This window comes from Chamaesiphon sp. OTE_8_metabat_110 (assembly GCF_031382685.1).
Taxonomy (GTDB): domain Bacteria; phylum Cyanobacteriota; class Cyanobacteriia; order Cyanobacteriales; family Chamaesiphonaceae; genus Chamaesiphon.
In genome coordinates this window covers 1-7,617 of the sequence record NZ_JANMZA010000171.1, presented here as the reverse complement: position 1 = coordinate 7,617, position 7,617 = coordinate 1, and the positions used below count along the sequence as shown (strand labels likewise).

Annotated in this window: 10 protein-coding genes and 1 pseudogene; 5 read left to right on the top strand and 6 right to left on the bottom strand. The window is 42.2% G+C overall.

The window, feature by feature from the left end; genetic code table 11:
• Positions 1–153 precede the first annotated feature (153 nt).
• Positions 154–570 (top strand): annotated as a pseudogene (locus RMO52_RS06180) (DUF6232 family protein); the annotation flags it as partial.
• 195 nt (positions 571–765) lie between these two features.
• On the opposite strand, the gene RMO52_RS06175 reads toward RMO52_RS06180, so the two are convergent.
• From RMO52_RS06175 to RMO52_RS06160, 4 genes are all read right to left on the bottom strand, one after another.
• Positions 766–906, bottom strand: coding sequence for a hypothetical protein (locus RMO52_RS06175; RefSeq protein WP_309742216.1), 141 nt, complete (start codon positions 904–906; stop codon positions 766–768).
• 14 nt (positions 907–920) lie between these two features.
• On the bottom strand, positions 921–1,160 hold the full coding sequence (locus RMO52_RS06170; protein ID WP_309742217.1) for a DUF433 domain-containing protein: 240 nt from the start codon (positions 1,158–1,160) through the stop codon (positions 921–923).
• Between the two features lie 65 nt (positions 1,161–1,225).
• A complete protein-coding gene (locus RMO52_RS06165; RefSeq protein ID WP_309742218.1) occupies positions 1,226–1,552 on the bottom strand; it encodes an XRE family transcriptional regulator in 327 nt (108 codons plus the stop codon).
• Between the two features lie 53 nt (positions 1,553–1,605).
• Entirely contained in the window at positions 1,606–1,833 is a 228-nt protein-coding gene (locus RMO52_RS06160) for a helix-turn-helix transcriptional regulator (protein WP_309742219.1), read from the bottom strand.
• Between the two features lie 246 nt (positions 1,834–2,079).
• On the opposite strand from RMO52_RS06160, the gene RMO52_RS06155 reads away from it, so the two are divergent.
• The 3 genes from RMO52_RS06155 to RMO52_RS06145 all read left to right on the top strand — a co-directional run bounded on the left by RMO52_RS06155 (position 2,080) and on the right by RMO52_RS06145 (position 4,668).
• A complete protein-coding gene (locus tag RMO52_RS06155; RefSeq protein WP_310411927.1) occupies positions 2,080–2,910 on the top strand; it encodes a hypothetical protein in 831 nt (276 codons plus the stop codon).
• Between the two features lie 539 nt (positions 2,911–3,449).
• On the top strand, positions 3,450–3,746 hold the full coding sequence (locus RMO52_RS06150) for a hypothetical protein (RefSeq protein ID WP_310411924.1): 297 nt from the start codon (positions 3,450–3,452) through the stop codon (positions 3,744–3,746).
• 19 nt (positions 3,747–3,765) lie between these two features.
• A complete protein-coding gene (locus tag RMO52_RS06145; RefSeq protein ID WP_309742221.1) occupies positions 3,766–4,668 on the top strand; it encodes a restriction endonuclease in 903 nt (300 codons plus the stop codon).
• A gap of 657 nt (positions 4,669–5,325) precedes the next feature.
• Here RMO52_RS06145 and RMO52_RS06140 read toward each other — a convergent pair.
• Positions 5,326–6,801: a trypsin-like peptidase domain-containing protein gene (locus RMO52_RS06140; RefSeq protein WP_396134906.1), complete on the bottom strand. Its 1,476-nt coding sequence runs from the start codon at positions 6,799–6,801 to the stop codon at positions 5,326–5,328.
• Between RMO52_RS06140 and RMO52_RS06135 the strand changes: the two genes are divergently transcribed.
• A complete protein-coding gene (locus RMO52_RS06135) occupies positions 6,722–6,886 on the top strand; it encodes a hypothetical protein (protein WP_310411934.1) in 165 nt (54 codons plus the stop codon). The two genes, RMO52_RS06140 and RMO52_RS06135, sit on opposite strands and share 80 nt — an antisense overlap.
• Before the next feature lie 66 nt (positions 6,887–6,952).
• Here RMO52_RS06135 and RMO52_RS06130 read toward each other — a convergent pair whose 3' ends face one another.
• Entirely contained in the window at positions 6,953–7,291 is a 339-nt protein-coding gene (locus tag RMO52_RS06130) for a hypothetical protein (RefSeq protein WP_310411921.1), read from the bottom strand.
• Positions 7,292–7,617: the final 326 nt, after the last annotated feature.

Below are 7,617 nucleotides of genomic sequence, written 5' to 3'. Positions count from 1 at the left end.
TTACATTGCGGAGTCGGTGCGGACGGGTTCCCCGTCCATGCAACCGACCCAAGCACAGGACATTCCATCATTCTACCTCCTCTACTGGCTGCTGATTTCTACTCTCGATCGCTGTTAATCATACCTTAATCCAGCAACGCCAGAAAGACATATGCTATTTCACACATTGTCTCAATTGAAACTAAGAATCTAACCTGGTCTGCAAAGCTAGTAGGATTGGGCGGTTGGTCGTTGATTGCATCGTTAATTGCTGCCTATTTTGATAAGCAACAATTAACGACAGTCATCTATAACGCCGCTATTTTCAACATCACTTTTAGTATTCCATTGATTGTAGCTGGAGTGGTATGGACATTTATGCAGAAAGTAACTCACACCATATTCATCAAAACTTCTAATGGTGAAACAATAAAAATTAAAGCCGAAGAAGAAACTACGATTACAGAGATCGACAGTGCAATTAAAAAAGCGATTGTGTCACAGAGCGTAGGGAGATCGAGTGAAATAATTAGAGAAATTATCGAAGCTTGCGTGTCACCTAACAGCGACCGAGAAAAAATATTGAATTAAATGCCCAAAGTCAAAATAGGGTAGGCACTGTCCACCACTTAAATTTCAGCTAATTTCTAGATCTATATTTATATGCTTTGTGCTATTTCTGCCCGATCTGTTGTCACCAAAATGTGATAGTAATAAGCTTGAATTATATCAAATCAATTCGATCGCATTGTGAACTCGATCGAATATCATTGGTTAAGATCGATCTTAGCTAACTGATAGATTTCTCTTTTTAGCTTGAATGCGTTGCAATTTTTGTTGACGAATGACTAATGTTTTAGCTGTATCGATAATTTCTAACAGTTGCTTTTGAAGATCGTCATCAATGAGTGTAAGCGCTCCAGTCATAAGCATAGTGAGGGTTAAACAAGCCTGTCGATAGTTTCTAAAACTTGAATCGCGGGAATCTTTAGGTGTGGGAAATCTTCTGAAAATTCGTTAAAACCCTCCTCACCTTCAAGATAATCAAATAGAGTTTGGAGCGGTATACGAGTACCTATAAATACAGGAGTACCCGTCATAATATCTGGATCGCTATGCACGATCTGCCGATTTAGGAGGGTATCCGATAGAGAATCACTTATTCTTTTGTGAATGTTCATTTTACTTTACATTTAGTGTGAGAGTGTGAAAATTTAATTGTATTCTATAATTGGATATTTTATAACTACAATAATACTAATGTCTCACTCGATTCATTTGTGAGATTTCGATCTTGGATATATAGTGTAACCTTGGCATCTAGTCGTTTGAGAAAATTAATTAATTTACCATCACTAAAACGTTGAAACTCACCATTCATTAAATGAGATACTTCTGGCTGAGAGATACCTAAAAGTTCTCCAATTTCTCGCTGTTTTAAATTACGTCTATTCAACAGACGGATGACTTGGACACCAATTTTACCGCTAGTAAATAGTTCATCAGCATCATCTAATTCTAGATCGGCAAATACATTGCCACTGCCATCTATGGATTTAGGTTCTGTATTCATTGCTTTGCCCTCTCTATGGCATCTTTATAACGTTGTTCGATCGATCCGGCAACTCATGAATTTCCCCTACTCTGGATTTCGGCAGTTGTTGAAGCTGATTCGTCTTCTGTGTCGAAACAGCTAATCACCTCCAGGATGGGAATCCCCGTAAATCTCGATAATTTAATCAGCTTACCAATCGGTGCGTTATCAGTCCATCTAGAAATAGTCTGACGATCGACATCGATCGCGGAAGCTACAGCCGAAAGCCGGAACCCACGTCTTCTAATTAATTCGTTCAATACCTTACCTCCATTGCTCATTAGCCTATGTTGGCTACTTCAAGTACATCCTAGCGAGATTAATAAATCTCTTAAATGAGATAAATTTATCTTATTCGTGCTATAGTAATGAAGTCGCCATTCTCCAATTAAACTCCTAACTTAATTGTGAATCGGAAAGCGACCGCGATCGCACTAGCGATGAAGAATTAAGGACTAATTTGAGCAATAAACCAGATCGCCGCCCCAGTTAGGGCTAATTTTGACATGGAAACAATCGCCGAACGATCGATCGAAAGCCATATGCTCGATCTCATCGAAGAATGGAAAGCAGACTTATTCGTTCTCAACTTCAAAGATATCGATGGCTGGAATGAGGGCAATCGAGTCGTGGCATCGGCTCAATATGCCTATATCAAATTCGGATTAATCCTCGAAAAAATCCGTAATGAATGTGCGTATAAATACTGCCAAGACAAATTGAAAACCTTCGCCCAGTTTTGCCGACAAAAGCTCAAGCTCACCGTCTGGCAAGCCAACAGCTATATCGAAGCTGCCGACACAGCCATGTATCTAGCTGATTCTGGATTTGAGATCTTGCCAAGAAATTACTCCCAAGCGGCGGTATTAACTAAAGCCAAAAAGCTCGAAACAGGCTATTACCAAGATCATCCAATCTTAGAACAAATCTGGGGGTCATTAGTTGCAAATACCACACCAGAAAAAATCACCGCTAATGCCATTGAAAAAGCACTCGATCCAGACTACGAAGAAAAGCAATCGCTCAGACTCCCAAAACGACTGTTCGCCCGTGCCAAAATCCAAGCTCGGCTCAAAGGAATGACTGTCGAGGAATATTTGGATGAGTTGATGAATGGAGATGTGGAAGATTCACACCCTGTCGAGCCGGAAGTGGATAATCGAGTCACCCCAGAAATGTCCCAAATTCTGGATGAGGTTGAATTGCAATGGCTCGAACCCAAATCCGCGCCGATTACCGCTACCGCCCAATCCCTCTCCAAGTTCGACGATAAGCCTTCCTTTTGGATCTGGCTGCTAGCATTTATCTCTCACTCGAATCGTCGCTCTCGATCTTAACCCTCACTTTTTTTGCTCGAATCCTCACTTTCGATCGCGCTTGCGAGTAGTTTCGAGATCGTCCTCACTCACTCACTATCTTTCGAGCGATTTTTTTCAATTTGTCGCAAACTTTATTACTGCATAAACAAACACGTTTGTTTTTTTGTGCATACGCTAGTATGAATTCACAACGCTTACTGAAATTGAATGTATTTACAAAAAATAACTACGCTTTTAAAAATTAAACATACTCTTAGAATAATTAAATTGAAGTTTTTCGAGCTAATCTGATTTGCTCAACACCACCTAACCCAAAAAATCAATAACTAACAGGCATAGTTGCAATATTTTCACGACAATAAAATACATGCTGATTTCCAGGCGCGATCGTGTGTTAATTGCAGGCTTAGTAAAAACCACAGGCGCTCGGGCTTGAACCGATCGAGCAAAAGGTCGGCCAATTCCTGTAGTAGTTGCCTCTACCTCAGAAATGTTTTGCCACGAGTCAAGAGTGCGATCGAGAGTATTTCTACTGGTGAGTGCCAAGGAAACCGAACATGGTAGTTATTGCTTTCTGGCTGCTGTGCCGCGATCGTCCCGAATGTATCCCCTGCCTATTCGATCGAAAACCCAATGGTTCGGATTGTTCGATTGATACCAAAGCACACACCAACAAAGATCCTTTCAGAGCTATCTATTTTCGCCGTGAGGGCTATCGATTCAGTTGGTATGTGGAACACAGGCATAAATGGGGTTTCGCAGCTAAATCAGTCCATTTAGCGATGGATATGCGGATCGATCGAACTCGAAAAACATTCAATTACGTCCAGAAAAGGGGGAATGATAACTCTTGAGTATGTTTTATCGTTTTCCATGTCTATCCCCGATTTCCAGTCAATTATGCTGCCCCTCATCGAACTTGCTAGCGATGGCAAAGAGCATAAATTATCCGAGACAATTGAGCATCTAGCAGCTACCCACTTTAATCTCACCGACACCGAACGCAAAGAACTACTGCCATCTGGCAAACAAGCAAGATTTGACAACCGCGTTGGTTGGGCGGTTACATACCTCAAAAAAGCAGGCTTACTGGCTTATCCCGCTCGTGGCAAGTTTCAGATTACCCCCAGAGGCTTAGATATCCTCACCCAGAAACCATCTCGAATTGATGTTAAGTACCTCAAGCAATTCCCTGAATGCCTGGATTTTATCGGTGCCGCTACTTCTCCTGCTACTGAAACCTCCAGTTCCCCACTAGAACAAACCCCCGACGAGACGATCGAATCAGCCTATCGCCAACTCCGCCAGAATCTCGCCCAAGAACTCCTAGAACGGATTAAAACAGCCTCTCCAGCCTTCTTCGAGCAACTAGTTATCGAACTTTTGGTCAAAATGGGTTACGGGGGTTCTCTAGTAGATGCAGGGATGGCAATTGGCAAGACAGGGGACGAAGGAATCGATGGAATTATTAAGGAAGACAGGCTCGGTTTGGATGCGATCTATATCCAAGCAAAACGCTGGAATAATACCGTCGGTCGCCCTGAAATTCAACAGTTTGTCGGTGCCTTAGCGGGTAAGGGTGCGCGCAAAGGCATCTTCATTACGACCTCAAAGTTCTCAGAACAAGCCAAGTCTTATTTACCTGCGAATGTGAAGGTCGTCCTCATCGACGGGGCACAGCTAGCCGAATACGCGATTGAGGTAAATCTCGGTGTTTCAGTTGTGTCTGAATATCAAATCAAACGTCTGGATTTGGATTATTTTGATGGTGAATAGTTGAAGGTGTTTTTGCGATCGAGTGCATTAATCATTCGATAGTTATCGTGCTGAAAATTAGATGAGAATTTGGAACGTTGTCGTTGGCGTAGCCTACCGTAGGTAAGCCAGCCATCCAGGTTCGATCGGGGGATGAATTAAGGATGTGAAAAGAAACATTATCACACCCTTGTTATTTTAAAACCAGTGCTAGCAACATTTGCACGCACCAATACAATCTTACTGTCCCTGCTATAAATCCCAGCAAATTATCCGATTAATCGTCCGCGCCTACCGCAAATCAAGTCAAACCTCAAAAAAGATTGCCTGAACATTGATGAGATCGCTCGGAAAATTATCTAAACTGCGACTGCAACAGATAATCTCGCTTTTGCTCACTTAGCTACACTCATTGCCAGTCATTAGTTAGATTCTCAAACAGCAGATGTTCGTTCGTAGCGGTGAGATATCAGTAGCTCTGGCTCGATTTTTCATTAACTAGAAGCCGGAATTGAGGAGGCGATCTCAGATAGGTGGGGATGGTTGAGGTACCGATAAGTGTATTTATCGGTACCTCGCTCTGGGGTAGCAGCCATACCTGTGAGCATGTTTCATAGATGCTGATAGCAGGTCAATTTCCTTATGCTGTTTTTTGCGATAGTAACTTACCAAGTACTATTATTTAACAGATGCACCCCACCCTTTCAAAATATTAACGATATTTTTATACAATGAAGCATTACTTTTTTCTTTCTTCAATATTTTCACTGCTCTTTGTAAGTCGGCAATTCCTCCAGGACGATCGCCAAGTTTTTCATATTTCAACAATCCGCGATCTATGTAAGTATCAGTAGAGTTTGGAAAAAATTGAATGACCCGGTTATAATCAGCCAATGCCCCACGAAAATCATTCAGCTTCTTTGCTTTTAACCATCCGCGACCACTATAAGCTAGGGGAAATTTAGGATTAATTTGAATAGCCCGATCGTAGTCAGCTAATGCACCTTGATGATCAGCGAACTTGTCAGCTTTCAAAACTCCTCTAATCCAATAATTTATTGCACTATTGGGATTGAGTTGCACAGCCATATTATAGTCAGCTAATGCGCCCTGATAATCATTTAAGCTACTCCTCTTCAGTCCACCACGACTGCTGTAAGCTACTGGATCGCGAGGATTAAGTTGCACAGCCATATTATAGTCAGTCAATGCACCCTGATAATCATTTAGTGAATCCTTCGCTGCTGCACGATATTTGTAAGCATCAGCAAGTTTAGGGTCAAGTTTAATTGCACTATTTAAGTCAGCTAATGCACCTCGACCATCATTAATCTTAAAAAGCTTTAATACTCCACGATTATAATAAGCAACAGCAAATTTAGGATCGAGTTTAATTGCACTATTTAAATTGGCTAATGATTCTTGAGTATTGCTTTTCTGAGCCGCCCGAGCCAAGTAGTCACCTGCTGTAAGTACATTACTCTGCGGAATTGACGAAAGTTTTGCATCGAGGCTAACGCCTAAATTACTAGAAATTGTTACGAAGCGGTTAATCGGAATACCTAAGTTATAGCCAGTTTTTACACCAGTTTCTAGATTACGATCGCCTCTACCGTGGATGGCTACTAGTTCGCCATTTTGATTTAGCACTGCGCCACCACTCATCCCAGGCAGAGTATCATTGCTATAAATCAACGAGTAACCTTTCTCTAAAATTTGCGTACTATTGGCGGAAATTTTACCTTCCCTAAATAAGAAGATCGATTTAGTGATTGTCTGGGTAGCAGCAGGATATCCACCTACATATAAAGCCATCCCACCAGTCAAGAGATTACAGTCCCCTAATTTGGCAATTGGATAATTTACAGTAGAGCGAAATTTGACTACAGCTAGATCGATATCTACCGCTGCGCGACGAATCGAACTACTAATAATTTGATGCTTTCGACCATCCGCCGTGACGATCGTGTATTCGACATTCTTACTTTTAACCACATGAGCCGCAGTTAATACAGTGTAGACATCCCCCTGATGTTGCAGAATGACTCCAGAGCCTTGACTACCTGGCTCGCTAATGAGGACAGTAATCGACTCCGCTATTTTGTTAATTTCTGGAGCCGTAGCAGCATTAGCAACCATTTGTACGAGCGGAATAGTTGCCGTAGCACCCATCAATCCTGCCCAGAATACTGCATTATTATTTGTCATCACCAGTTCCCTCAAACATTATTTTTCCTAATGTTAAACTAAGCGGCTATCGTGAGATGGTCGCTTAGTTTAACGGTTCCTACGAAGGCGATCGAATCTACCAGCTCAGTAAATCCCGATCGACCTCCCGATATAGATCGCTACAAATCCGCTCGAAAAAAGGTATCCACTCTTGACTAGCCGTGGTGCGATCGATCGTCTCGATAATACCCGCCCTCTGACAGCGGTAGAATTTAGAGCTTGTAGGCAGAACGATCTCGATTAATACGATCGGAGTCTCGATCGCGCCTTCGGGATTGATGTCTTTCCTGATGCCAAATGCACTCGTAGGTGGCAAATAAGTAATAACGATGACATCACGATAGTAGCGGGGATCGCTCTTAAACTCTGTTAGATATCTTGTCTTGCGGTGCTGCCCGAACATCGAGGCTTGCATATCGCCTTACGACGATCGCTAACTGAATTGCTCTCATCAGTTTAGAAGGGATTAAGATGGCTGAGATCGGCTAAAGATATGAACTTTGTCTCGTTTCGGGTATTATCTGGGAAAGCTAACAAGTAGCTAGCATTTCAACTCCCCAGCTCAAACATGGCAAAACTTATCCCGACTTTCAATAGCTCTGCCTCCGATATGACAGGCGGAGAAAAGCGGCTGGGACAAAGCTTAGAAGATAATTTAGAGGATGACTACACGATTTGGTATGACGTACCCGTTGGTAAGAAAAACCTCCGCCCCGATTTTACGCTCCTCCATCCCCAGCG